Here is a 22,196-nt window from a genome sequence, read left to right on the forward strand (position 1 = left end):
ATGCTCTGCGCCCTGACGGCCCCGCGTCAGTCGCGTTGCTGTCAGCGATGGTCACCAGACGTATCACGAAGGTAACGTTTTGTAACAGCCTCAGGCTATGCTCAACGCCAAGCTGTTGCCAGGCCTGGAGTGCGGCCCCAGCGCCAGCAACCCCGGCTGAATGGCGCCCACCCGCTGGACCCGGGCGGCCCGCAGGCTGGGATAGCATCGCCGCGCTCGTGCCGTGGCGGTACGTTTGCGTCCACGGAGGCCTTGGAAATGCTGGATATCGTACTGGTCGAAGACGATGCCCGCCTGGGAACGATGGTCAGTGACTACCTGCAGCGGCATGGCTACCAGGTCGCCCATGAACGCAGCGGCGAGCGGGCAGTGGCCCGGATCCTGGCGGAAAAGCCGGCGCTGGTCCTGCTCGATGTCGGCCTGCCCGACCAGGATGGTTTCGAAGTGTGTCGGCAGATCCGGCCCCACTATGACGGCATCATCTGCGTGCTGACCGCCCGCACCGACAACATCGACCAGGTGCTGGGCCTGGAACTGGGGGCCGACGATTACATCGGCAAACCGATCGAACCGAGGGTGCTGCTGGCCCGGCTGCGTGCCCACCTGCGCCGCCACCGCCGGGTCGAGCCACGTGACGGCAGCCTGCGCTTCGGCGAGCTGAACATCGACCCTTCCACCCGCAACGTACACCTGCAGGGCGGCCTGCTGGAGCTCACCACGGCCGAGTTCGACCTGCTGTTCCTGCTGGCCAGCAACGCCGGCCAGATCCTGGACCGCGATGCGCTGCTGCGCGGCCTGCGCGGGATCGCCTTCGACGGCCTGGACCGCTCGATCGATGCCCGCATCTCGCGCCTGCGCCGCAAGCTGGGCGACAACCCGGAGCAGCCAGAACGGATCAAGACCGTTCGCGGCCGCGGCTACCTGTTCAGCCGCTCGGCATGGGGATGACGCGCACGCCGTCGGCGATGCGCGGCCACGCCTTCCACTTCCTGCGCTACGGCATCGGCTTCCTGCTCGCCCATCTGTTGCTGATCGTGCTGGGCCTGTGGGCCTGGGATGCCCTGCTGGAAGACCGCACCGAAGCCGGCCTGCAGGCCGAGATGCGCGGCACGCACGCGCTGCTGCAGCATCGCTTCGCCGAAACCCCGCGTGAACAGTGGCCGGCGCTGGCCCGCGAACTCGACGCTGATTTCGCCTATGCCCTACGCCTGGTTCCTTTGGCCGAGGCGGTGAAGGCGCTGCAGTCCAGCCAGCGACCGCCATTCAACAACGGCCGGGTGCAGATCGACCTGAAGCACATGCGCAGCCTGCAGCGCATCGGTGACAGCGACTACGCGCTGATGCTGGGGCCGCTGGACGAAGCGCTGCCTGACGAAAGCTGGCAGGACAGCGAAGTCTCCGGCGTGGCGATCCTGCTGCTGATCCTGATGGTGGCGGTGGCACTGCCGATGTACGTGATGGTCTACCGGCTGTGGCGCGACGTCTCGCAGCTGGCCCAGGCGGCGCGGCGGATGCGCGACGGCCAGCTGGACACGCGTGCGCCGCGCGCCGGCACCGCACTGGTGCGGCCGCTGGCCAATGCCTTCAACCACATGGCCGAGCAGCTGCAGCAACTGCTGGAAAGCCAGCGGGTGCTCGCGCAGGCGGTGGCGCACGAAGTCCGCACGCCGTTGGCACGGATGCGTTTCGGCCTGGCCGAGCTGGAAGACAGCGCACTCGACGACGTGCAGCGCGATGCGCTGGGCGGCCTGCGCACCGATGTGGATCGGCTGCAGCACCTGACCGACGCCGGCGTCGAGTACGCCGCACTGGGTCGCTGCCATCAGCTGACCCGCCAGCGCCTGCAGCTGGCGGCGCTGGTGCGCGGCGTGGTCGCCCAGTTCGCGCCGCTGCCGGTGCCGGTGCAGCAGGCGCTGTCGCCGGTGGGCCTGGTCAACGTCAACCGGCACATGCTGGAGCTGGCACTGCGCAACCTGCTCGGCAATGCATTGCGTTACGCGCGCCGGCAGATCCGTATTGCCAGCACCGCCAATGACGGCTGGCTGTGCCTGCAGGTGGAGGACGACGGCCCCGGCATCGCACCCGAACTGCGCGGCCAGGTACTGCAACCCTATGTGCGGCTGGACCCGGGCAGCCCCGGCTTCGGCCTCGGCCTGGCGCTGGTGCAGGTGGTGGCCGACAAGCATGGCGGCCACGTTGAAGTGACCGACTCCGAACTGGGAGGTGCGTGCATCCGCCTGAAACTGCCGCTGGAAAGCGGCGGTGCGGTGACGGGCGAACCGGCCTGCTAGGCCGCCGGTTCGGCGCGTGGCAGGGCAAACACGAACAACGCGCCGCTCGCGCTGTCACGCAGTTCGATCCTGCGCCCATGCAGCTGCACGATGCGCTGCACGATCAGCAGGCCCAGCCCGCCGTTCTCGCCGCGCCGTGCCCCCAGCGCGGCCGGTGCCTGGAACAGGTGGGTGCGCAGCGCTGGCGCCACCCCGGGGCCATCATCGGCCACGCTGACCTCCACGCTGTCATCGGTTGCGCGCACGCGCACCTCGATCTGCCCACCCTCGGGTGCATGCCGCAGCGCGTTGTCGAGCAGGTTGGTCAGCACCCGCTCGACCAGGCCCAGATCGGCACGCACCAGCGGCAGGCCGGGCGGGAACTCGGCGTGCAGGTGCTGGTTGCGCGCCTGCGCCGCCAGCTCGAATTTCTGCAGCACATCCTGCAGCAGTTCCGGTAATGCGAACACCTCCCACTCCAGACGTACTTCGCCGTGCTCCAGTCGCGCCAGCTCGAACAGCGCGCGCGCCAGCCGGCCGACCTTGGCACTCTGTGCCAGCGCGATGCCGAGGTAGCGGCGCCGCTCGTCCGGCGACAGCGTGGCGTCCTTCAACGCCAGTGTTTCCAGGTAGCCATGCAGCGACGACAACGGCGTACGCAGGTCATGCGAGATGTTGGCGACCAGCTCGCGGCGCTGCAGATCCTGCTGGCGCAGCTGCTGCCACTGCTCGCCCAACCGTTGCGCCATCTGCGCATGCGCATGTTCGAGGATCACCAGTTCATCGCGCTCACCCGGGCGCAGCGGCTCCGCCGGTGGCAGTGGCGTGGGTGCATCGATGTCGAAGGCCTGGATGCGCCGGGTCAGCCGCCGCAGCGGGCGTGTCACCCAGTAGAAGGCCACCAGCCCGGCCAGCAGGCCGAGGCCACCAACGAGTGCCACCGACCACAGCGTGGTGTTCCACTGGCTGCCGGCGGCGAGGTCGTCGGCCAGCATCTGCCGGTGCTCGCCCACCAGCACCACGTACACATAGCCGGCCTGGCGGCCCTGCACGATCAACGGTGCAGCACTGAACACCTTGCGGCCATCGGCGCTGCGCGGATCATCACCGAGGATCGGCAACGGTGCTCCCGCCAGCAGGCGGCGCAGCGGCGCCACGTCCACCCGGGTGCGCACCAGGTGCCCACTGGGCGCATCGTGGCCAAGGATGCGGCCCTGGTCGTCCAGCAGGTAGACCTCGACGCTGGGGTTGACCGCCATCAGCTGGCCGAACAGCGCGCGCACGGCGGCATCGCGCATGCCGCTGGTATCCATCAGCTCGCTGCGCTGGGCAATGTGCTCGGCCAGGCCCAGCGACAGCCGCTGTACCACCTCCTGCTCGTGGCGGGTGTTGGCCCGCATCTGCAGTGCAAGCAGCGCCATGCAGCACGCCAGCATCAGCGCAGCGGTAACCACCGCCAGCTTCTGCCACAGGTTCGGCTTGATCATGCCGCCGCCCCGGCCGGATCGACCAGCTTGTAGCCACGGCCCCACACCGTCAGCAACCGCCGCGGGTTGGCCGGGTCCGGCTCGATCTTGCTGCGCAGGCGATTGATATGGGTGTTGACCGTGTGTTCGTAGCCATCGTGCTGGTAACCCCAGACCTGGTTGAGCAGTTCCATGCGCGCGAACACCTGGTCCGGGTGACGGGCGAAGAACAGCAGCAGGTCGAATTCGCGCGGGGTCAGCTCCAGCGCGTTGCCATCCACCGAGGCGGTGCGCGCGACCGGATCCAGCTGCAGGCCGCCCAGTTCGATCGCGCCGGCATCGATGCGCGCGCTCTGCGCCATCGCCTCGGCGCGGCGCAGCAATGCGCGCACCCGCGCTACCAGTTCCGGCATCGAGAAGGGCTTTGCCAGATAATCGTCGGCGCCCAGTTCCAGGCCGACGATGCGCTGGGTTTCGCTGCCGCGCGCGCTGATGATGATGATCGGCACATAGCGCGCCATCGCGCGTGCACGCTGGCAGACCTGCAGGCCATCCACGCCGGGCAGCATCACGTCCAGCACCAATGCATCCCACGGACCTTCCTGCTCCAGCAGGCGCAGGCCGGCATCGCCGCTGGCGGCATGGGCCACGTCGTAGCCCTCATCGCCCAGGTGCATGCGCAGCAGGTCGGCGATGTGGGCATCGTCTTCAACGATCAGCACGCGTTTGGTCGACATCGGCAGCTCGGGGCCAGTGGGGAGGCTGGCAGCATTGTGGCGCGGGGCGGCCGCCGATACCTCACGAAAAATTGAATCCTGCGTGAGGATTCGTTGACCCGGGCGGGCGCAGCATGGCCCCGTCGCCCCTTCCCGGAGTCCGCCATGTCCCTGTCCCGCCGCCATCTGCTGGGCCTGGGTGGTGTTGCCACCGCTGCCGGCCTGCTCGGTCTGGGGGCCTGCAGCCGCGCCGCCCCGGCGGCCGCTGAAGCGCGCCCGCCGCGACAGTTCGAGGTCATGCACAGCGATGCCCAATGGCGCCAGCGGTTGACCCCGGCGCAGTACGCGGTACTGCGCCAGCAGGCCACCGAACGCCCCTGGAGCAGCCCGCTCAACAAGGAACACCGGCAAGGCACCTTCGCCTGCGCCGGCTGTGCACTGCCGCTGTTCTCCTCCTCCACCAAGTTCGAGAGCGGCACCGGCTGGCCCAGCTTCTGGGCACCGCTGCACAACGCCATCGGCGAAGACCGCGACGTGACCTTCGGGATGCTGCGGGTAGAGGTGCACTGCCGCCGCTGTGGTGGCCACCTTGGCCACGTGTTCAACGACGGCCCGCGCCCGACGGGGCTGCGCTACTGCATGAATGGTGCGGCGATGGTGTTCGTTCCCGGCGCCACGGACGGTACCGCCGACGGCTGGCGGGTGCCGGTCGGTTCTTCCCCTGCTTCCGGAGCCTGACGATGCTGCTGTTGCTGCTTGCCTACCTCGGCGGCGCGCTGACCCTGCTCAGCCCGTGCATCCTGCCGGTGCTGCCGTTCGTGTTCGCGCGTGCCGACCGCCCCTTCCTGCGCAGCACGCTGCCGTTGCTGCTGGGCATGGCGCTCACCTTCACCGTGGTCGCCAGCCTGGCTGCGGTGGGCAGCCAATGGGTGGCGCAGGCCAACCAGGTCGGACGCTGGGTCGCCCTGCTGCTGATGGCGCTGTTCGCGCTGGCACTGTTGTGGCCGCGACTGGCCGACCATCTGCTGGCGCCATTCCAGCGCGTCGGCGCACGGCTGAGCGCGCGTGCCGATGCGGCGGATGCCGCGGGGCACGGCGGCGCGTGGACCTCGCTGCTGATCGGCGTCGCCACCGGCCTGCTGTGGGCGCCCTGCGCGGGGCCGATCCTCGGCCTCGTGCTGACCGGTGCCGCCCTGCATGGCGCCAGTGCCGGTACCAGTGCGCTGCTGCTGGCGTATGCGCTGGGTGCGATCAGCGCGCTGGCGCTGGCGGTATGGGTAGGTGGCCGCGTGTTCCGCGCGCTGCAGGCGCGGCTTGGGCTGGGCGACGTACTGCGCAAGGTGCTGGGCGTAGCCGCGCTGCTGGCGGTGGTGGCGATTGGTCTGGGCTGGGATACCGGCCTGCTCACCCGTCTTTCGACGGTCAGCACCGCACGCATCGAGCAGGGCCTGCTGGATGCGGTACCCGGTGCGCAGCCGGCGGCACCGCCGATGATGATGATGGCCGGTGCCAACGCCGCAGCCGATGCACCGCTGCCGGTGGAAGGCACCCTGCCCGCGCTGGACGGCGCCACCGGCTGGCTCAACAGCCCACCGCTGACGGCCCAGCAGCTGCGCGGCAAGGTGGTACTGGTCGATTTCTGGACGTACTCCTGCATCAACTGCCTGCGCGCGATGCCGTTCGTGCACGAATGGGAACGCCGCTACCGTGACCACGGCCTGGTGGTGATCGGCATACACACGCCGGAGTTCGCCTTCGAGCGTAACCCACGCAACGTGATGAAGGCGGTGCAGCAGCTGAAGGTCGAGTACCCGGTGGCGCTCGACAACCAGTACACGATCTGGCGCGCGTTCAACAACCGCTACTGGCCGGCGCAGTACTTCGTCGATGCGCAGGGCAACATCCGCGGCCACCAGTTCGGCGAAGGCAACTACGCGCGCTCGGAACAGGTGATCCGTCGCCTGCTGGCCGAAGCCGGGCAGACGAACCTGCCGCCACCGGCCGATCCCGCTGCCGCCGACCTGAAGGGCGTGGCCGTGCAGGCCGACATGGGCAACCTGCGCTCGCCGGAAACCTACCTCGGCCACGCCCGTGCCGAGCAGTTCGCCTCACCCGGCGGACAGCGCAGCGACAGCGCGTTCGACTACACGCTGCCGACCACCCTGGCGTTGAACCAGTGGGGACTGTCCGGCCACTGGACCATTACCGACGAGGCCGCAGAGCTGCAGCGGGCCGGTGGCCGCATTGCCTTCCAGTTCCATGCGCGCGACCTGCACCTGGTGCTGGCACCGACCCGCGACGGCACGCCGGTGCGCTTTCGCGTCTGGCTGGACGGCAAGCCGCTGCCCGCCGCCGATGCCGGCAGTGATGTCGGCGCCGATGGCAGTGGCGTGGTCGACGAGCACCGCCTGTACCAGTTGGTGCGCCAGCGCGTCACGGTCGGCCCGCACCGCTTCGAGATCGAGTTCCTCGACGCGGGCGTGCAGGCCTATGCCTTCACCTTCGGTTGAACCGGGAGGACACGATGAAACTCTCCTTTGAACAGGGCATCGCCGCCGGTGTTGCAGGTCTGGTGGCCACGGCATTGATCGCCGGTGTGCTACTCGTTGACCACGGCGCCATCGCGGCACCGCTCGAAGCCAGCGCGCAGACCCAGGCACTACCGGCACCCACGGGCGATGCGGCGTTCCGCGATGACGCGACCCACGCCAGCGTGGTGTTCGCCGGCGGTTGCTTCTGGGGCGTGCAGGGCGTGTTCCAGCACGTCAAGGGCGTGAGCAATGCGGTGTCCGGCTACATCGGCGGCAGCGCCGCCGACGCGCGTTACGAGCGGGTCAGCAGCGGCCAGACCGGCCACGCCGAAGCAGTGAAGATCGACTACGACCCGCGCCAGGTCAGCTACGGGCAGTTGATGCAGGTGTTCTTCTCGGTGGCACACGACCCGACCCAGCTCAACCGCCAGGGGCCGGACCACGGCAGCCAGTATCGATCGGCAATCTTCACCGATGACGCCCGCCAGCAGGCTGCCAGCCGCGCCTACATCGCCCAGCTCGGCCAGGCCGGCAGCTACCGCGCGCCGATCGTCACCCAGCTGGTCAGCGGCCAGCGCTTCTACCCGGCCGAAAGCTACCACCAGAACTACATGACCAACTACCCGCAGGCGGCCTACATCCGCTACTACGACGCACCGAAGCTTGCGGCGCTGGGCAAGCAGTTCCCGGCGTTGTACCGGCGCGAGGCGACGCTGGTGCCGATGCGGTAGCCGGCATTCCCCCGTGGGCTGACCGACGCTCGACGGTGCTCTCTGTAGAGCCGAGCCCAAGCTCGGCTGCTGTTGGCGGAAGTGCAGCCGAGCATGGGCTCGGCTCTACACACAGAAAAAGACGCACGGCCATCCAGCCGTGCGTTTGGGAAGTATCGGCCGTGCCCCGATCAGGCCCGGCCGACAACGACATGCTAGGCTCGCCATCATCATGGGTACAGCACCAGATGGCGGGATATTCGATGGATACAGATGACCAGGCCTCGATGATTCCCCCCCGCTATCAACGGCTGTCGGATGAGTTGGCCGAAGCCATTCATGGTGGCCGCCTTCCGGTCGGCAGCCGCCTGCCTTCGCTGCGGCAGATGGCCCTGCAGCGCAGGCTCAGCCTGAACACGGTGATTGCCGCCTATCGCCAGCTGGAAGATGCCGGACTGGTGATTCCGCGGCCGAAGGCGGGCTTCGAAGTCGCGCCGCGGCTGTCGGTGCCGGAGCGTTCGCTGCGCGACACCCCATCCGCGCCCACCGCGCCGCTGCAGCAGGTGCTGATGGCCCGGGTACTGGAAGCACAGCGCCGCCCGGGTGTGGTCGATCTGGCCTTCGCCGGCCCACGTGGTCGCCAGTTCTATCCCGGCGCGCAGCTGGCCCGGCATACCGCGCAGGTGCTGCGCCACGGCCAGCAGACGGTGGAGACCTACGCGAGACCCAACGGCTCCCCCCGGCTGCTGGCACAGATCGTGCGCCGCAGTCCGCGCATGGGGCTGCACACCCACGCCGAGCGACTCCTGCTGACCCATGGTGCGATGGAAGCCCTGCAGCTGGCGTTGCGCGCGGTCACCCAGCCCGGTGACGCGGTGGGCATTGAGGCGCCGTCCTACTTCAACCTGTATCCGTTGCTGGCCAACCTCGGCCTGCAGGCCATCGAGTTGCCCACCCACCCGCAGCACGGACTGAACGTGGATGCACTGGATGCGCTGCTGGAGCACAGGCCGCTGGCCGCACTGGTGGTGATGCCGACCGTGCACAACCCGCTCGGCTGCACCATGCCGACCGCCGCCAAACAACGCCTGGCCGAGCTGGTCAACGCACGGCAGCTGCCGCTGATCGAGGATGCGGTGTACGCCGAGCTGCAGTTCTGCGAACCGCCGGCACCCTTGCTGAAAGCCTTCGATCGCGATGGCTGGGTGATGGTGGTCGGTGGCTTCTCAAAGACACTGGCGCCGGATTACCGCATCGGCTGGCTGGATGGCGGCCGCTTCGCAGAGCGCATCGCACTGCTGAAGTTCCAGTCCACCGGCGGCGAGCCGCAGCTGCTCGGCGATGCGGTGGCCGCGTATCTGGAAGCAGGCAGCTACGAGCACCATCTGCACCGCATGCGCCGCCTGTACCGCGAACAGGTCGGGCGGCTGCGCCAGCTGGTGGCCGAACACTTCCCGGCCGGCACCCGCGCCACCGAACCGCAGGGCGGCTTCCTGCTGTGGCTGGAACTGCCGGGCGTGGACACGCGCGAGCTGTTCGAGCGAGCGCTGCTGGAGGACATCGTGTTCATGCCGGGCCAGGTGTACTCGCGCGGCGCACGCTACCGCCACTGCCTGCGGCTGTCGTGCTGCCAGAGCCTGGATGCGCGCTTCATCGGTGCGGTGGAGCGGCTGGGTGCGATCGCACGGGAGCTGGCGGCTGCAGCACGGTAGTGCCGGCCGCTGGCCGGCAACTGCATGGACGTGATTCATCGAGGTTGCCGGCCAGCGGCCGGCACTACCCCAGGTCGTCGAACAGATGCGCGCTCAACGCTTCACCATCCGCCCCCGGCAGATGCGGCAGCCGTCCCCAGCACGGCATCGGCAGGCGCTGCTGCAGCGTGGCGATGTTCTCGTCCTGGCGCTGCATCGCAGGATCAATGTGGTTGCCGATCCAGCCCAGGCGGTCCACGCCGCTGGCCTGCAGTGATTGCGCAGTCAACCGCGCATGGTTGACGCAGCCAAGCCGCATGCCCACCACCAGCAGCACCGGCAGCTGCAGCGCACGCACCAGGTCGAGCTGGTCCAGCGTGGCCGAGACCGGCGCCAGCCAACCGCCCACGCCCTCCACCACGACGATATCGGCCTTCGCGCGCAGGCGTTCGAACGCGGCCACGATCGGCGCCAGTTCCACCTGCACGCCGTCCTCGGCCGCCGACAGCTCCGGTGCCAGCGGCTGCCGCAGCGCATACGGGTTCAGGTCGGCATAGTCCGGCACCGGCCAGCTGGCCGCCTGCAGTGCCAGCGCGTCCTCGTTGCGCAGGCCCTGCCCCAGGTCTTCGCTGCCACTGGCCACCGGCTTCATGCCGACCGCACGCAGGCCGCGCCGGCGCAGCGCATGCAGCAGCGCAGTGCTGGCCGCGGTCTTGCCGATTTCGGTGTCGGTGCCGGCAACGAACAGGGCGGGCGGCAGCGTGGCAGGCAACGGCATCGATGGGCTCCAACAGGGCAACAGAGCGTGCATTATCGCCGGCCCGTCGCGCTTGCTAGACTGCGGGCATGTTCGCCAATGCCTCGCTCACCGGCAGCAAGCCGGAACAATACGCCCAGCTGCTGGAACAGGCCCGTGGCCTGGTCTACGCCGAGTCCGACCGCATCGCCAACGCGGCCAACCTCTCCGCACTGGTCTACCACGCCCTGCCCGACCTGAACTGGGTGGGCTTCTACCTGTACGACGGCAAGGAACTGGTGGTCGGCCCGTTCCAGGGCCTGCCGGCCTGCGTGCGCATCCCGCTGGACAAGGGCGTGTGCGGTGCCGCCGCCAGCCAGCGAGTCACCCAGCGCGTGGAGGATGTCGACGCCTTCCCCGGCCACATCGCCTGTGATTCGGCCTCGCGTTCGGAGCTGGTGGTGCCGCTGCTGCGCGGCGATGAACTGATCGGCGTGTTCGACATCGACAGCCCGAAGGTGGGCCGCTTCGATGCCGACGACCAGGCCGGCCTGGAAGCCATCGCCCGCGTGTTCGTCGAGGCGCTGGGATGAACGCACCCAAGCTGCGCAACATCGGCCCCAAGAGCGCGGCCTGGCTGCGCCAGGTCGGCCTGCGCAGCCGCGACGACCTGGTCGCGATCGGAGCGGTCGGTGCCTTCGTCAAGGTCAAGCGTGCCGGCTTCAAGCCCAGCCTGAACCTGCTGTACTCGCTGGAAGGTGCGTTGCTGGACTGCCACTGGCAGGAACTGAGCGAGCCGCAGCGCGATGCGCTGGTACACGACTATGAAGCGCGCATCGCCGCGCATCCGCTGAAGGCGGCCGGCCCGGCGTCGGGCCCGGTGCATGAGCAGCGCTTCGATGCCGACGATGAGGCGGAAGACAGCGTTGCCGAGGATGCGGACGAGGATTGACGGCCTGGTAGTGCCGGCCGCTGGCCGGCAACTGCATGATCTTCGCAGCGTTCCCGAGGCTGCCGGCCAGCGGCCGGCACTACCGAGGGGTTACGGCTGCTGCAGCTCCAGCAATTCGCCCACCAGCCCGGCCTCACCGCGCTCCAGCCACACACGCAGGCGCGTGCCATGGTCGATGCGCAGCGCCCAGCACAGCGACATCGGCAGGCCGCAGACCTTCGACAGCACCATGCGCAGCGGGCCGCCATGGCTGACCACCAGCGTCGGCACCGGATCGTCATCATCGAGCAGGCGATCCAGCGCGCGCGCGATGCGCCGCTCGAAGTGGCCCCAGCTTTCGCCGTTCGGCGGCGGGAACGCATGCGGGTCAGCATGGAAGGCAGCCAGTGCATCCTCCGGCAGGTCGAACAGCGACTGCCCGTCCCAATCGCCGAAATCCAGTTCCTCCCATTCCTCGTCCGCTTCCACGTCCAGCCCGCGCGGCGTGGCCAGCGCCATTGCCGTGTGCAGCGCGCGCAGCCGCGGCGAACTGATCACCCGCTCCCAGGGCTGCGCGGCGTAGGCGTCGACCAGTTCCTGCGGCAGGCGGGCCAGCTGCGGTGGGTCGCTGCGGCCATCGAGGAACTCATCGCGACCGTTGCCGGCATGGCGGACCAGGTCGAGGATCATGCGTGCGTTCCGTACAGGCAACGCGGGGACAGCGGAAAACGGGCGGACATCGGCAACGGCACCACGGGATCGAGGGACCATTCTAAGGGCACAGCAAAGGCAGTCGAGCAGGCGCGACGCAACGGGACTGCCTGCGATGCCGTAGACTGCGCGCACTTCCAGGTGACCTGCGGCCGTGGCCGGCAGGTTGAAACGGGAAGCCGGTGACGCGTGATTCCACGCCAGGCCGGCGCTGCCCCCGCAACGGTAAGCACGTCAGTTCCAGGCAACACCGCCACTGTGCCGCAGGCATGGGAAGGCGCCTGGACGGCGGCCTCGCGCCGCCCGGCGGCAAGCCCGGAGACCGGCCCGGAAGCCTCAGGTCGCGATGCGGTGGGCATGGCGCTGGATGACCGTGGCGTGCGCTGCGGCATCGGCGCGTGCCTGCCTTCGCGGCTCCTCCCCTTCGCCACGCGGGCGTGCGTGGCACCTGGAGTCCCCCATGAAGCTGCAGTCCCGAATGTTGTCCCTGGCCGTGCTGGCCGCCCTGCCCGCGCTGGCCCAGGCCGCCAATGACACCACCGCGCTCGACCAGATCCTGGTCACTGCGACCCGCACCCCGATCGCCCTGCAGGACAGCATCGCGCCGGCCCAGGTGATCGACCGCGCGCAGATCGAATCCAGCCAGGCCACCTCGCTGCAGGAACTGCTGCGCGGCCGCGCCGGCATCAACCTGGCCAATGCCGGCGGCTTGGGCAAGCAGAGCTCGCTGTTCCTGCGCGGCACCAACTCCGGCCACACCGTGGTGCTGGTCGATGGCGTGCGCATCAACAGCGCCGACCTCGGCCTGGCGATGTACCAGGACCTGCCGCTGGCACAGATCGAGCGCGTGGAGATCGTGCGTGGCCCGCAGTCCAGCCTGTACGGCGCGGACGCCATCGGTGGCGTGATCCAGATCTTCACCCGCCGCAGCCAGGGTGACTTCGCCCCGCATTTCCAGCTCGGTGGCGGCAGCAATGGACTGCGCGAGGCCAGTGGCGGCATTGGCGGCGGCACCGAACGCGGCTGGTTCGGCGCTGACATCGCCTACCAGCATTCCGATGGCATCGATGCCTGCCGCGGCTCCTCCTCGGTGTTCACCGCGGGCTGCTTTGCCGACGAGCATGACCGCGACGGCTACCGCAACCTGTCCAAGAGCCTGCGCGGTGGCTACACCTTCAACGACCAATGGAACGTGGAAGGCAGTGCATTGCGTGCCGACGGAAAGAACCATTACGACGGCTACTACAACTATTCGGAAACCCGCCAGCAGGTGCTGTCCGGCAAGCTGCGCTACACCCCGTCCGAACGCCTGGCGTTCACCGCCAATGTCGGCCGCAGTGACAACGAGTCGGACAACTTCGGCGACTTCGATGCCCGTGGCAGCGCCCAGACCCATCGTGACAGCGCCTCGCTGCAGGGCGACTTCGGCATGGCCGAAGGCCAGCTGCTGAGCACCGGCGTGGACTGGAGCGAAGACAACCTGGATGGCAGCAGCGCCGGGTACCTCGTCGACAGCCGCCGCAACACCGGCGTGTTCGTGCAGTACCAAGGCCGCTTCGGCCGCCACCAGCTGCAGGTCAGCGCACGCAACGACGACAACCAGCAGTTCGGCAACCACGCCACCGGCAGCGCCGGCTGGGCGATGGAACTGGGCCACGGCCTGCGCCTCAACGCCAGCTATGGCACCGCGTTCAAGGCGCCGACCTTCAGCGATCTGTACGACCCGTGGAGCGGCGTGCCGACGTTGAACCCGGAGAAGTCCAAGAGCGCCAACCTGGGCGTTTCGCAGCAGGGACAGGGCTGGCACTGGGGCCTGGACGTATATGAAACCCGCATCGATGATCTGATTACCTACGATGCGGCGACCTTCAGGATGCAGCAAGTGGAGAAGGCCCGCATCCGCGGCGCCGAACTGACCGGTGGCGTGCTGCTGGCCGGCTTCGACATCAACGCACAGCTCAGCTACACCGACCCGCGCAACCGTACCCATGGCAGCACCCAGTTCGACAACTGGCTGCCGCGCCGCGCGCAGCAGACCGCACGCCTGGACATCGACCGCCGCTTCGGCGACTTCCGCGCCGGTCTGACGGTTCAGGGTTCAGGCAAGCGTTATGACAATGCGGCCAACACGATAAAGGTCGGCGGTTACAGTACGCTGGACCTGCGCGCCGAGTACGCGCTGACGCCGTCGTGGACGCTGCTGGCGCGTGCCGCCAATGTGTTCAATCGCCGCTACGAGACCGTGGCGTGGTTCAACCAGCCCGGCCGCGAGTACCAGCTGAGCGTGCGTTACCAGCCGAAATGAAGGCGCGCGCCGGGCATCGCCCGGCGCCTCCTGATGCCATCGACGCATGGCGTCGATCTACTGTAGAGCCGAGCCCATGCTCGGCTCACGCAATGAAGCAACCGAGCGTGGGCTCGGCTCTACACCCGAACGCCCGCGGCCAACCCCGGCAACTCACGCAGGTCGTCGATCACCGCCACCGCCTGTGCGGTGGCCAGGTCCAGGCCACGCGGATAACCGTAACGCACCAGTGCGATCGGCATGCCCGCATCTTCGGCGGCGCGGTAGTCGGTCAACGAATCTCCCACCATCAGGCACGCCTCCACCGGCAGCGCGAAATGCGCGGCGATGTGCCGCAGCGGTTCGCCACTGGGCTTGCGCTGCGGCAGCGAATCACCGCCCAGTATCAGCGCGAACGCATCACCAATGCCCAGGTGCTGCAGCAGCGGCGGCACCAGTGCTTCGGGCTTGTTGGTGCAGATCGCCAGTGGCACGTCGCGCGCGCGCAGCTGCGCCAGTGCGTCGGCCACGCCATCGAACAGGCGCGGGCTGCGCAGCAGGCATTCACGGTAGTGCACCATGAACACCGGCATCACTTCGGCCAGGTCGACCTCGCGGCCTGCCGCATGCACGGCCTGTTCGACCAGGCGGCGCACACCGTCGCCGATCCAGCCGAGCACGGTGGCTTCCGGCACGCGTGCCATGCCGATGTCCTCCAGCGTGCGGTTCAGCGCTTCGGCGATATCAGCTGCGCTGTCGACCAGCGTGCCATCAAGGTCGAACACGACCAGTGGATAGGGATACGACAAGGAACGGCACCTGCACGACGTGGGCCCCCCATTGTACGCCGCTGGTTTCCGCGCCGATCCGCCTCAACCGATCCGGCGCGCTCGGGTGGCCAGGAAGGTGGGAAGATAACGGTCGATCAGGAAGCGCGGCCGCGGCTGCCAGTCTTCCATGAAGCGATCGATGACGAAGCCGGCATCCAGCTGGCCACCAATCAGCTCGGTCAGGCTGTGGCCAAAGGTCAATGCGTCGCCACGGGCCAGCTTCGCCTCGCGTTCGGCTTGCGGCAGGTCTTCCAGGTCCGAATAGGGAATGGCGTACTGCGGACGGATCAGGCCCTGTGCATCCAGCTGCGGATCGCGCGCACCCACGAACAGCACCGGATTGTAGAAACTGGCCATCAGCATGCCATCGCGCGCCAGCACGCGGCGGCATTCAGTCCATACCGGGCGCACGTCAGGGACGTAGAGGTTCGAGATCGGGTGGAACACCACATCGAAACTGTCATTGGCAAACACGTGCAGGTCGCGCATGTCACCCTGCACGGTGCGCAGCTGCAGGCCATCGCGCGCGGCGACCGCGCGGTCCTGTTCAAGCTGCCCGTCGGAGAGGTCGAACACGGTGACATCGGCGCCAGCGGCAGCAAGCACCGGTGCCTGTTGGCCACCACCCGAGGCCAGGCACAGGATGCGACGGCCGCGCACGTCGCCCATCCAGTCCAGCGGCAACGCGCGCGGCGTCAGGTGCACCTGCCAGCGGCCTGCGCGCGCGGCAGCAATCGTTGAGCTTTCCACCGGGCGCGACCATTCGCGCGCTTCACTGGCCTGGCGGTCCCAGGCAGCACGGTTGTGGTCGATCAAGGCCTGTCCATGGTTCATGTGTCCTCCGTGCCCGGCGGGCGCCAATCCAGATCCTGGAAGGCCGGGCTGGCGAAACACTCGGCCAGGTAGTCCAGGAATCGCCGCATGATAGCGGGCTGCTGTCGCCGTGACGCGTACACGGCATGAATGCCGAGCTCGTCCAGACTGAATTCGGGCAGCAGTTCGACCAGTTCGCCACTGCGCAGCATCGGCGCCACCTGGTAGGTCGGCAGCATGGCGATACCGGCACCGGCCCGCACCGCCTCCAGCAGCAGCGATGCCTCGTTGGCACTGATGTTGCCGCCCACAGCCACCGACAGCGAACGGCCATCGCGGTGCAGGTGCCACAGGCTCTTGCCGACGTAGTGGTGGGTCAGGCAGTTGTGCGCGGCCAGGTGTTCGGGAGCGGTTGGCGTACCGCGCGCCTCCAGGTAGGACGGCGTCGCGCACAGCACCGAGCGGCAGGTCGCCAGCCGCCGTGCGATCAGGCTGGGATCGATCTGGCGCGCGATGCGCACGGCCAGGTCCACCCGTTCTTCCACCAGGTTCACGGTGCGGTCGACCAGCAGCAGTTCGATGCGCGCGGCAGGATGGCGCGCGACGAAACCGGCCACCGCTCGTGCCAGGTGGCTCTGCCCGAACGAAACGCTGGCGGTCACCCGCAGCGTGCCGTGCGGTTCGGGATCATCGCTGGCCAGCTCGCCCTGCAGTTCCTCACTTATCGCCAGCATCTGCCGGAAGCGCGTCAGCGCCGCGTCGCCGGGGCCGGTCAGGCTGACCCGCCGTGTGGTCCGGTGCAGCAGGCGTGCGCCCAGCCAGCCCTCGACCTCGGCCAGGTAGCGGCTGACCATCGCCCGCGACATGTCCAGCACTTCTGCGGCGGCGGTGAGGCTGCCGCGCTCGGCCACCTCGACAAACACGGTCATGGCGGTCAATCGGTCCATATGCTCGATCCATGCAACAAACAAGCGCGTTATACGCTGTTTTTAGAGCGACTGCAGCGGCCTACAGTGGCCGCGTCCCCCCCACACCGCCCCACGGAGTCCTGCCATGAAGATCGCCCTCGTCGGTTCCACCGGCAACATCGGCCGCCAGATCGCCCGCCACGCGCTGGCGAACGGCCACGAACTCACTGTCATCGTGCGCAGCGCGCAGGATCTTCCGGCCGAACTGGCCGGCGCCCATCCGGTGGTCGCCTCGCTGGACGACCAGGACGCGCTGGTCGCCGCCATCGCCGGCCACGACGTGCTGGCCAGCGCCTACGGCCCACGCCCGGGCGATGACATCGGCCGCGTCGGCGAAGTGGCCGCACAGCTGGCCGCGGCCGCGCGCAAGGCCGGTGTACCGCGCCTGGTGGTGGTCGGCGGTGCCGGCAGCCTGGAAGTCGCACCCGGCGTGCAGCTGGTCGATACCCCCACCTTCCCGGAGGCCTACAAGCCATACGCGCTGGCCCATCGAGAAGCCTTCAATCGACTGCAGGCGGTGGACGACCTGGACTGGACCTTCTTCTCGCCGGCCGCCGAAATCGGCCCGGGCGAAGAGCGTGGCCATTACCGCGTGCAGCCCAGGGCCTTCCTGGCCGACGCCAGCGGCCACAGCCGCATCAGTTATGCCGACTACGGCGCCGCGTTCGTCGCCGAGCTGGAAGCGCACGCGTACCCGAAGCAGATCATCACCGCCGCGTACTGATCCACGCACGTCCCATGTAGAGCCAAGCCCGCGCTCGGCTCTACGCGAACATGCAGCCGGGCATTGGCCCGGCTCTAGACAAGGAATTCCCATGCGTACCGCTGCCCTGCTGCTTCCCCTCGCCCTGGCCGCCACTTTCACCAGTGCGCCGCTGCTGGCCGCACCGGCCACCGCGGCGCCGACCACCCCGACGAAATCCCAACTGCACCTGCAGACCTTCCATCCCGGCCCGCAGGCGATGTTCTCGGTGTCCTCGGCGCTGATCGAAGGCCGCCACGACGCGATCCTGGTCAATGCGCAATTCGGTGCCAGCGACGCGCGCAAACTGGTCGAGCTGATCCGCGCCAGCGGCAAGCAGTTGACCACGATCTATATCAGCCACGGCGATCCGGACTACTACTTCGGCCTGGCCACGCTGCAGGATGCGTTCCCGCAGGCGCGCATCGTCGCTACCGCGCAGACCGTTGCCCACATCCAGCAGACACAGGCCGGCAAGCTGGCCTACTGGGGCCCGAAGATGGCTGCCGACGTGCCCGCGCGCATCGTGCTGCCGCAGGTGCTGGAGGGCGATGCCCTGCAACTGGAAGGCCAGCGCCTGCCGCTGATCGGCCTGGACGGACCGACCCCGGACCGCACCGTGCTGTGGGTGCCGTCGCTGCGCGCGATCGTCGGTGGCATTCCGGTGGTGGCGGGCGAGCACGTGTGGATGGCCGACACGCAGACGCCGGAGTCACATGCCGACTGGCTGCAGACCCTGCAGCAGCTGCAGGCGCTGAAGCCGAAGGTGGTGGTGCCGGGGCATTACGCGCCAGGTGCGGCGCTGGATGCCAGTGCACTGCGCTTCACTGCGGACTACATCCGCACGTTCGATATCGAAGCGGCAAAGGCGAAGGACAGTGCGGCGCTGGTGCAGGCAATGCAGTTGCGCTACCCGAAGCTGGATGGCGTCGCATCGCTGGAGCTGAGCGCGAAGGTGGCCAAGGGCGAGATGCAGTGGCCATGAGGTAGGGAGTCTTCTTTTGCAGGGCTGCGCCCTGCACCTGCGGTAGTGCCGGCCGCTGGCCGGCACCCTCAACATCCAAAGCTGGCCTGAACGTCAACAGCTGTACGATGGATTGCGTAGTTGAGTAAACCGATGGAACGGAGAATTCGCGATGAAGATCAAGAGTGTGTTGGCCAAACTGCTGCTGTCCACCACCGCGCTGGTCGCGCCCCCCGCGTTCTCCCAACAGGTGACGCCCTCCACCGACCCCGTTGTTCAAGCCTTTGCCCAGCATGAGGGGTTGTCCACCCAAGAAGCCGACAGGCGGCTCAGACTTCGAATTGAGGCAGGGGAAGAGCTTGCGCGCATTCTGGAAGGAATGCCTGATCGCTTCGCAGGCAAGAGCTTCAGTGAGAACCCGATGATCGTAACGGTCCGTTTGACCGGGACCGAGCCAGTGCCATCGCGAACTGTGAGCACTGTCCATGGCACCATCACCTACCGCTTCACGGTCGGGGCAACCCACTCTCTGACGCAACTGAAGCAGATAGTGAAGTCAGGAAAGGTGGCAGAACTTTTCCCGGAGCATCAGGGAATCATGATCGACGGACAGCGCGGTGTGATTGTTGTGGAGCTGCCCGGCACAGATTTCGAAAGAACCCATGCCGATGAGGAGCAGGAAGCGCGACGCATTCTCTCCGCCCCCATTGAACTGAAGAAGTCCTAGGGGCGCTCCAAGCTGCTGTCAGCGCCTCAGGTTCGTGCGGGTGGGAGAGCTGTTTGGCGAACGCTTAATTGCCTGCGGAATGGCTCGATCCGTGCTCGAACAATTCCCCCTGCACCACCGGTTCCTTTTCGCGGAAGCCACCCAGGCCGACGCCGACCAGGCGGTAGCGCGTCTCCGCCGGCAGATCCACCCTCGCGCGCAGGGCCAGCGCGATGTCACGCAGTTCTTCCATCGATTCCGGCGGACGCTCCGGGGTGAAACTGCGGGTGAGGATGCGGAACTGCGCGGTCTTCAGCTTCAGCACCACGGTGTGGCCGACGCGTTCGGTCTTGCGCGTGGCCTTCCAGGTCTTCTCCGCCAGCTGCACGATCGCTTCGCGCAGGTCTTCCAGCGGCAGGTCTTCGGCGAAGGTGTCCTCCGAGGAAATCGACCGCACCTGCTGGTCCGGTTCCACCGGCCGCTCGTCGATGCCGCGTGCGCGGTTGTACAGGCTGCGGCCGAAACTGCCGAACGCCTCTTCCAGATCGGTCAATGCCCATTGCCGCAGATCGCCGCAGGTGACGATGCCGCGCGCGGCCAGCTTGCCCTCCATCACCTTGCCCACGCCAGGCACCCGGTTCACTGGCAACGGCTGCAGGAACGCGTCCACTCGCTGCGGGGGGATCACGAACTGGCCATCAGGTTTGCGCCAGTCCGAGGCGATCTTGGCCAGGAACTTGTTTGGCGCGATGCCAGCTGAAGCAGTCAGGTTCGTTTCCTCGCGGATCTGCGCGCGGATGGTGCGGGCGATGTCGGTGGCCAGTTCGATGCCGCTCTTCGGCTCGGTCACATCGAGGTAGGCCTCGTCCAGCGACAAAGGCTCGACCAGGTCGGTATGCCGCAGGAAGATCGCGCGCACCTGCTGTGACACCGCCTTGTAACGTGCGAAGTCCGGCGGTACGAAAATCGCATCCGGGCACAGGCGCTCGGCGCGCACTGCGGGCATTGCAGAACGCACGCCGAACACGCGTGCCTCGTACGAGGCCGCACACACCACCGAACGCGCGCCGCGCCATGCCACAACCACCGGCTTGCCGCGCAGTGACGGATCGTCGCGCTGCTCCACCGACGCGTAGAACGCGTCCATGTCAACGTGGATGATCTTGCGCAGTCGGGTCATGTCAGGCGGAAAAGGCGGGGGCGGGCCAGGCAGGCCACACGCCGAAGTATGGTCGTTGCACATCAACAGGATGCGCGTATTCCCTTGAAAACTCTACGGTTGCGTACGGTTGAAATGTTTGATCGGCGCAGTTTCCACGGGCATCCTCGAACGCTTGTTTCCCTGTTTCCCCGCTTCCAGGATTGTGCTTCATGACCCGTCTCCACGCGTTCAACCGCGATCAGCTGCTGGCCAGCGCACGCGGTGAACTGTTCGGCACCGCTGCCGGCCGTCTGCCCAACGACCCGATGCTGATGTTCGACCGCATCACTGAGATCCGCGAGGACGGCGGTCCGCATGGCAAAGGCATGGTACGCGCCGAACTGGATATCCGCCCGGACCTGTGGTTCTTCGGCTGCCACTTCATCGGCGACCCGGTGATGCCAGGCTGCCTGGGCCTGGATGCCATGTGGCAGCTGACCGGCTTCTTCCTGACCTGGCTGGGCGCCCCCGGCAAGGGCCGCGCGCTGGGCTGTGGCGAGGTGAAGTTCACCGGCCAGGTACTGCCGGACGCCAAGCTCGTACGCTACGAGATCGACATCAGCCGGGTCATCAACCGCAAGCTGGTGATGGCCCAGTCCGATGCCCGCATGTACGTGGATGATCGCGAAATCTACAGCGCCCGCGACCTGCGCGTCGGCCTGTTCACCGAAACCGGGAGCTTCTGATGCGTCGCGTCGTCATCACCGGCATGGGCATCACCTCCTGCCTCGGCAATGATCTGGATACCGTTTCGGCCGCGCTGCGCGAAGGGCGCTCGGGCATCACCGCCCTGGCCGACCACGCCGAAGCGGGCCTGCGCAGCCAGGTCGGCGGTCGTGTCGACCTCGATCTGGAGGCGCTGATCGACCGCAAGCAGAAGCGCTTCATGAGCGACGCGGCGGCCTTCGCCTACCTGGCCATGCGCGATGCCATCGCCGATGCCGGGCTCAGCGCCGAGCAGGTCAGCAGCCTGCGCACCGGCCTGATCGCCGGTTCCGGTGGCGGCTCCAGCGAATGGCAGATCGGCGCGGTCGACCTGCTGCGCGAACGTGGTGTGCGCAAGGTCGGCCCGTACATGGTGCCGCGCACGATGTGCTCGACGGTCTCGGCCTGCCTGGCCACCGCCTACCAGATCAAGGGCGTCAGCTATTCGTTGTCGGCCGCCTGCGCGACCTCGGCGCACTGCATCGGCGCCGCCGCGGACATGATCCGCCATGGCGCGCAGGACATCATGTTCGCCGGTGGCGGCGAAGACCTGCACTGGTCGATGAGCGTGATGTTCGATGCGATGGGCGCGCTGTCGACCAGCTTCAACGAGACCCCGGCCAGCGCCTCGCGCCCGTACGACAAGGACCGCGACGGCTTCGTCATCGCCGGCGGTGGTGGCATGCTGGTGCTGGAGGACTACGACCACGCCGTTGCGCGCGGCGCGCGCATCCATGCCGAACTGATCGGCTATGGCGTGACCTCCGACGGCGCCGACATGGTCGCCCCGTCCGGTGAAGGCGCGGTGCGCTGCATGAAGATGGCACTGCAGGGCGTCGATCGCCCGCTGGATTACCTCAACACCCACGGCACCTCCACGCCGCTGGGCGACGTCACCGAGCTCAACGCCATCCGCGAAGTGTTCGGCGATGCGGTGCCGCCGCTGTCCTCGACCAAGGCGCTGTCCGGCCATTCGCTGGGTGCGGCCAGCGTGCACGAGGCGATCTACTGCCTGCTGATGATGCGCGATGGCTTCGTTGCCGGTTCGGCCAACATCGGCGAACTGGACCCGAAGGTCAAGAGCTTCCCGATCCTGCGCGAAAGCCGCGCGCAGACGCTGGACACGGTGATGTCCAACAGCTTCGGCTTCGGTGGCACCAACGCCGCGCTGGTGTTCGGGCGGGTGTGATTGGGCAGGCGTGCCGACCAGCGGTCGGCACC

22 protein-coding genes and 1 riboswitch are annotated in these 22,196 nt (G+C 67.9%); of the genes, 14 read left to right on the forward strand and 8 right to left on the reverse strand.

The genetic code is table 11. The features are described from left to right. The first annotated feature begins 258 nt into the window (after positions 1-258). Positions 259-948: a winged helix-turn-helix domain-containing protein gene (locus tag N5C25_RS04625; protein ID WP_010484092.1), complete on the forward strand. Its 690-nt coding sequence runs from the start codon at positions 259-261 to the stop codon at positions 946-948. Then, complete coding sequence (locus N5C25_RS04630; RefSeq protein ID WP_058980660.1) at positions 945-2,291, forward strand: ATP-binding protein; 1,347 nt, start codon at positions 945-947, stop codon at positions 2,289-2,291. The genes N5C25_RS04625 and N5C25_RS04630 overlap by 4 nt, the downstream gene beginning before the upstream one ends. Here the strand turns inward: N5C25_RS04630 and N5C25_RS04635 are convergent. Together N5C25_RS04635 and N5C25_RS04640 are read right to left on the reverse strand one after the other, a co-directional pair. Further along, complete coding sequence (locus tag N5C25_RS04635) at positions 2,288-3,757, reverse strand: HAMP domain-containing sensor histidine kinase (protein WP_279936519.1); 1,470 nt, start codon at positions 3,755-3,757, stop codon at positions 2,288-2,290. The two genes, N5C25_RS04630 and N5C25_RS04635, sit on opposite strands and share 4 nt — an antisense overlap. Beyond that, positions 3,754-4,473: a response regulator transcription factor gene (locus tag N5C25_RS04640; protein WP_005407947.1), complete on the reverse strand. Its 720-nt coding sequence runs from the start codon at positions 4,471-4,473 to the stop codon at positions 3,754-3,756. Before N5C25_RS04640 ends, N5C25_RS04635 begins: the two co-directional genes overlap by 4 nt. A gap of 144 nt (positions 4,474-4,617) precedes the next feature. Between N5C25_RS04640 and msrB the strand changes: the two genes are divergently transcribed. From msrB to N5C25_RS04660, 4 genes are all read left to right on the forward strand, one after another. Beyond that, entirely contained in the window at positions 4,618-5,190 is a 573-nt protein-coding gene (gene msrB, locus N5C25_RS04645) for a peptide-methionine (R)-S-oxide reductase MsrB (protein ID WP_021203379.1), read from the forward strand. 2 nt (positions 5,191-5,192) lie between these two features. Continuing rightward, positions 5,193-6,962, forward strand: coding sequence for a cytochrome c biogenesis protein CcdA (locus N5C25_RS04650; RefSeq protein ID WP_058980664.1), 1,770 nt, complete (start codon positions 5,193-5,195; stop codon positions 6,960-6,962). A 14-nt stretch (positions 6,963-6,976) separates the two neighbouring features. Then, complete coding sequence (gene msrA, locus N5C25_RS04655) at positions 6,977-7,714, forward strand: peptide-methionine (S)-S-oxide reductase MsrA (protein WP_058980665.1); 738 nt, start codon at positions 6,977-6,979, stop codon at positions 7,712-7,714. Positions 7,715-7,956: 242 nt separating this feature from the next. After that, the gene (locus tag N5C25_RS04660; protein ID WP_058980667.1) at positions 7,957-9,405 is read left to right on the forward strand and encodes a PLP-dependent aminotransferase family protein; all 1,449 of its coding nucleotides are present in this window, start codon (positions 7,957-7,959) and stop codon (positions 9,403-9,405) included. Between the two features lie 64 nt (positions 9,406-9,469). Here N5C25_RS04660 and bioD read toward each other — a convergent pair whose 3' ends face one another. Next, a complete protein-coding gene (bioD, locus tag N5C25_RS04665) occupies positions 9,470-10,162 on the reverse strand; it encodes a dethiobiotin synthase (RefSeq protein WP_279936520.1) in 693 nt (230 codons plus the stop codon). A gap of 68 nt (positions 10,163-10,230) precedes the next feature. Here bioD and N5C25_RS04670 point away from each other — a divergent pair, with 68 nt between their 5' ends. Together N5C25_RS04670 and N5C25_RS04675 are read left to right on the forward strand one after the other, a co-directional pair. Beyond that, positions 10,231-10,713 (forward strand): GAF domain-containing protein, encoded by a 483-nt coding sequence (locus tag N5C25_RS04670; RefSeq protein WP_005407940.1) that lies wholly within the window; start codon positions 10,231-10,233, stop codon positions 10,711-10,713. Then, on the forward strand, positions 10,710-11,072 hold the full coding sequence (locus N5C25_RS04675) for a TfoX/Sxy family protein (protein WP_279936521.1): 363 nt from the start codon (positions 10,710-10,712) through the stop codon (positions 11,070-11,072). The genes N5C25_RS04670 and N5C25_RS04675 overlap by 4 nt, the downstream gene beginning before the upstream one ends. Positions 11,073-11,162: 90 nt before the next feature. Here N5C25_RS04675 and N5C25_RS04680 read toward each other — a convergent pair whose 3' ends face one another. After that, positions 11,163-11,741, reverse strand: coding sequence for a histidine phosphatase family protein (locus N5C25_RS04680; protein WP_021203373.1), 579 nt, complete (start codon positions 11,739-11,741; stop codon positions 11,163-11,165). A gap of 143 nt (positions 11,742-11,884) precedes the next feature. After that, positions 11,885-12,108: riboswitch (cobalamin riboswitch) on the forward strand. Between the two features lie 114 nt (positions 12,109-12,222). Here N5C25_RS04680 and btuB point away from each other — a divergent pair. Further along, positions 12,223-14,067 (forward strand): TonB-dependent vitamin B12 receptor, encoded by a 1,845-nt coding sequence (gene btuB / locus N5C25_RS04685; protein WP_262212321.1) that lies wholly within the window; start codon positions 12,223-12,225, stop codon positions 14,065-14,067. A gap of 119 nt (positions 14,068-14,186) precedes the next feature. Here the strand turns inward: btuB and gph are convergent, their stop codons facing one another. The 3 genes from gph to N5C25_RS04700 all read right to left on the reverse strand — a co-directional run bounded on the left by gph (position 14,187) and on the right by N5C25_RS04700 (position 16,636). Beyond that, complete coding sequence (gene gph, locus N5C25_RS04690; RefSeq protein WP_058980678.1) at positions 14,187-14,855, reverse strand: phosphoglycolate phosphatase; 669 nt, start codon at positions 14,853-14,855, stop codon at positions 14,187-14,189. A 63-nt stretch (positions 14,856-14,918) separates the two neighbouring features. Beyond that, on the reverse strand, positions 14,919-15,710 hold the full coding sequence (locus tag N5C25_RS04695) for a class I SAM-dependent methyltransferase (RefSeq protein WP_019660932.1): 792 nt from the start codon (positions 15,708-15,710) through the stop codon (positions 14,919-14,921). After that, positions 15,707-16,636, reverse strand: a complete 930-nt coding sequence (locus N5C25_RS04700) for a LysR family transcriptional regulator (RefSeq protein WP_251102589.1) — start codon at positions 16,634-16,636, stop codon at positions 15,707-15,709. The genes N5C25_RS04695 and N5C25_RS04700 overlap by 4 nt, the downstream gene beginning before the upstream one ends. Before the next feature lie 106 nt (positions 16,637-16,742). Here N5C25_RS04700 and N5C25_RS04705 point away from each other — a divergent pair, with 106 nt between their 5' ends. The 3 genes from N5C25_RS04705 (at position 16,743) to N5C25_RS04715 (ending at position 19,090) form a co-directional block, all read left to right on the forward strand. Then, the gene (locus N5C25_RS04705; protein ID WP_251102588.1) at positions 16,743-17,381 is read left to right on the forward strand and encodes an NAD(P)H-binding protein; all 639 of its coding nucleotides are present in this window, start codon (positions 16,743-16,745) and stop codon (positions 17,379-17,381) included. A gap of 91 nt (positions 17,382-17,472) precedes the next feature. Next, positions 17,473-18,384 (forward strand): MBL fold metallo-hydrolase, encoded by a 912-nt coding sequence (locus N5C25_RS04710; RefSeq protein ID WP_279936522.1) that lies wholly within the window; start codon positions 17,473-17,475, stop codon positions 18,382-18,384. Between the two features lie 151 nt (positions 18,385-18,535). Further along, the gene (locus N5C25_RS04715; RefSeq protein ID WP_279936523.1) at positions 18,536-19,090 is read left to right on the forward strand and encodes a hypothetical protein; all 555 of its coding nucleotides are present in this window, start codon (positions 18,536-18,538) and stop codon (positions 19,088-19,090) included. A gap of 64 nt (positions 19,091-19,154) precedes the next feature. Here the strand turns inward: N5C25_RS04715 and dinB are convergent, their stop codons facing one another. Then, positions 19,155-20,249, reverse strand: a complete 1,095-nt coding sequence (dinB, locus tag N5C25_RS04720) for a DNA polymerase IV (RefSeq protein WP_279936524.1) — start codon at positions 20,247-20,249, stop codon at positions 19,155-19,157. A gap of 191 nt (positions 20,250-20,440) precedes the next feature. On the opposite strand from dinB, the gene fabA reads away from it, so the two are divergent. Together fabA and fabB are read left to right on the forward strand one after the other, a co-directional pair. After that, positions 20,441-20,956 (forward strand): 3-hydroxyacyl-[acyl-carrier-protein] dehydratase FabA, encoded by a 516-nt coding sequence (gene fabA, locus N5C25_RS04725; protein WP_279936525.1) that lies wholly within the window; start codon positions 20,441-20,443, stop codon positions 20,954-20,956. Further along, the gene (gene fabB, locus N5C25_RS04730) at positions 20,956-22,164 is read left to right on the forward strand and encodes a beta-ketoacyl-ACP synthase I (protein WP_262212316.1); all 1,209 of its coding nucleotides are present in this window, start codon (positions 20,956-20,958) and stop codon (positions 22,162-22,164) included. Before fabA ends, fabB begins: the two co-directional genes overlap by 1 nt. Positions 22,165-22,196 lie beyond the last annotated feature (32 nt).

The organism is Stenotrophomonas sp. GD03958 (assembly GCF_029839005.1).
Classification (GTDB): Bacteria; Pseudomonadota; Gammaproteobacteria; order Xanthomonadales; family Xanthomonadaceae; genus Stenotrophomonas; species Stenotrophomonas hibiscicola.

What these genes read in the sequence shown, in the direction of transcription:
- msrA (WP_058980665.1), top strand. Translation starts at nt 6,977, where the DNA reads ATGAAACTCTCCTTTGAACAGGGCATCGCCGCCGGTGTTGCAGGTCTG.
- N5C25_RS04675 (WP_279936521.1), top strand. Translation starts at nt 10,710, where the DNA reads ATGAACGCACCCAAGCTGCGCAACATCGGCCCCAAGAGCGCGGCCTGG.
- N5C25_RS04640 (WP_005407947.1), bottom strand. Translation starts at nt 4,473, where the DNA reads ATGTCGACCAAACGCGTGCTGATCGTTGAAGACGATGCCCACATCGCC.
- N5C25_RS04660 (WP_058980667.1), top strand. Translation starts at nt 7,957, where the DNA reads ATGGATACAGATGACCAGGCCTCGATGATTCCCCCCCGCTATCAACGG.
- N5C25_RS04635 (WP_279936519.1), bottom strand. Translation starts at nt 3,757, where the DNA reads ATGATCAAGCCGAACCTGTGGCAGAAGCTGGCGGTGGTTACCGCTGCG.
- N5C25_RS04705 (WP_251102588.1), top strand. Translation starts at nt 16,743, where the DNA reads ATGAAGATCGCCCTCGTCGGTTCCACCGGCAACATCGGCCGCCAGATC.
- N5C25_RS04630 (WP_058980660.1), top strand. Translation starts at nt 945, where the DNA reads ATGACGCGCACGCCGTCGGCGATGCGCGGCCACGCCTTCCACTTCCTG.
- dinB (WP_279936524.1), bottom strand. Translation starts at nt 20,249, where the DNA reads ATGACCCGACTGCGCAAGATCATCCACGTTGACATGGACGCGTTCTAC.
- msrB (WP_021203379.1), top strand. Translation starts at nt 4,618, where the DNA reads ATGTCCCTGTCCCGCCGCCATCTGCTGGGCCTGGGTGGTGTTGCCACC.
- N5C25_RS04700 (WP_251102589.1), bottom strand. Translation starts at nt 16,636, where the DNA reads ATGGACCGATTGACCGCCATGACCGTGTTTGTCGAGGTGGCCGAGCGC.
- N5C25_RS04625 (WP_010484092.1), top strand. Translation starts at nt 259, where the DNA reads ATGCTGGATATCGTACTGGTCGAAGACGATGCCCGCCTGGGAACGATG.
- N5C25_RS04715 (WP_279936523.1), top strand. Translation starts at nt 18,536, where the DNA reads ATGAAGATCAAGAGTGTGTTGGCCAAACTGCTGCTGTCCACCACCGCG.
- N5C25_RS04695 (WP_019660932.1), bottom strand. Translation starts at nt 15,710, where the DNA reads ATGAACCATGGACAGGCCTTGATCGACCACAACCGTGCTGCCTGGGAC.
- N5C25_RS04680 (WP_021203373.1), bottom strand. Translation starts at nt 11,741, where the DNA reads ATGATCCTCGACCTGGTCCGCCATGCCGGCAACGGTCGCGATGAGTTC.
- bioD (WP_279936520.1), bottom strand. Translation starts at nt 10,162, where the DNA reads ATGCCGTTGCCTGCCACGCTGCCGCCCGCCCTGTTCGTTGCCGGCACC.
- N5C25_RS04650 (WP_058980664.1), top strand. Translation starts at nt 5,193, where the DNA reads ATGCTGCTGTTGCTGCTTGCCTACCTCGGCGGCGCGCTGACCCTGCTC.
- N5C25_RS04710 (WP_279936522.1), top strand. Translation starts at nt 17,473, where the DNA reads ATGCGTACCGCTGCCCTGCTGCTTCCCCTCGCCCTGGCCGCCACTTTC.
- fabA (WP_279936525.1), top strand. Translation starts at nt 20,441, where the DNA reads ATGACCCGTCTCCACGCGTTCAACCGCGATCAGCTGCTGGCCAGCGCA.
- btuB (WP_262212321.1), top strand. Translation starts at nt 12,223, where the DNA reads ATGAAGCTGCAGTCCCGAATGTTGTCCCTGGCCGTGCTGGCCGCCCTG.
- N5C25_RS04670 (WP_005407940.1), top strand. Translation starts at nt 10,231, where the DNA reads ATGTTCGCCAATGCCTCGCTCACCGGCAGCAAGCCGGAACAATACGCC.
- fabB (WP_262212316.1), top strand. Translation starts at nt 20,956, where the DNA reads ATGCGTCGCGTCGTCATCACCGGCATGGGCATCACCTCCTGCCTCGGC.